This window comes from Mesorhizobium sp. M7A.F.Ca.US.014.04.1.1 (genome assembly GCF_003998745.1).
Taxonomy (GTDB): domain Bacteria; phylum Pseudomonadota; class Alphaproteobacteria; order Rhizobiales; family Rhizobiaceae; genus Mesorhizobium; species Mesorhizobium ciceri.
The window spans coordinates 726-1210 of sequence record NZ_RZRW01001042.1; the positions used below are offsets into that span (position 1 = coordinate 726).

General features: G+C 60.8%; 2 protein-coding genes. Both read left to right on the plus strand.

The window, feature by feature from the left end:
* A partial coding sequence (locus tag EOA22_RS39310) for a transketolase C-terminal domain-containing protein (protein ID WP_281040817.1) occupies positions 1 to 349 on the plus strand: 349 nt, incomplete at its 5' end.
* A gap of 18 nt (positions 350 to 367) precedes the next feature.
* The coding region (locus EOA22_RS34295) for a biotin/lipoyl-containing protein (protein ID WP_127390649.1) at positions 368 to 485 on the plus strand (118 nt) is incomplete at its 3' end.

Here is a 485-nt window from a genome sequence, read left to right on the forward strand (position 1 = left end):
GATGCTCGCGCTCGACGATCGCCGTCTTGAAGCCGAGCTGCGCGGCTTGGGCATCGATGCCGAGATCATCGACTTGCGCACGATCCGGCCGCTCGATCTCGACACCATCATCGCCTCGGTCAAGAAGACCAACCGGCTGATCGTTGTCGAAGAGGGATATCCGCAGAACTCGGTCGGCGACCATATCGCCAACCAGGTGTCGCAGCGCGCCTTCGATTTCCTCGACGCGCCGGTCATCACCATCGCCGGCAAGGATGTGCCGATGCCCTATGCCGCCAACCTCGAGAAACTGGCTTTGCCGAACGTCGGCGAAGTCATCGAGGCGGTCAAAGCCGTCACATATCGCTGAACCGGGCGGGAGGACAAAATGCCAATCAACATCACCATGCCGGCCCTGTCGCCCACGATGGAAGAGGGCAATCTGTCCAAGTGGCTCGTCAAGGAAGGCGACAAGGTTTCGCCGGGCGATGTCATTGCCGAGATCG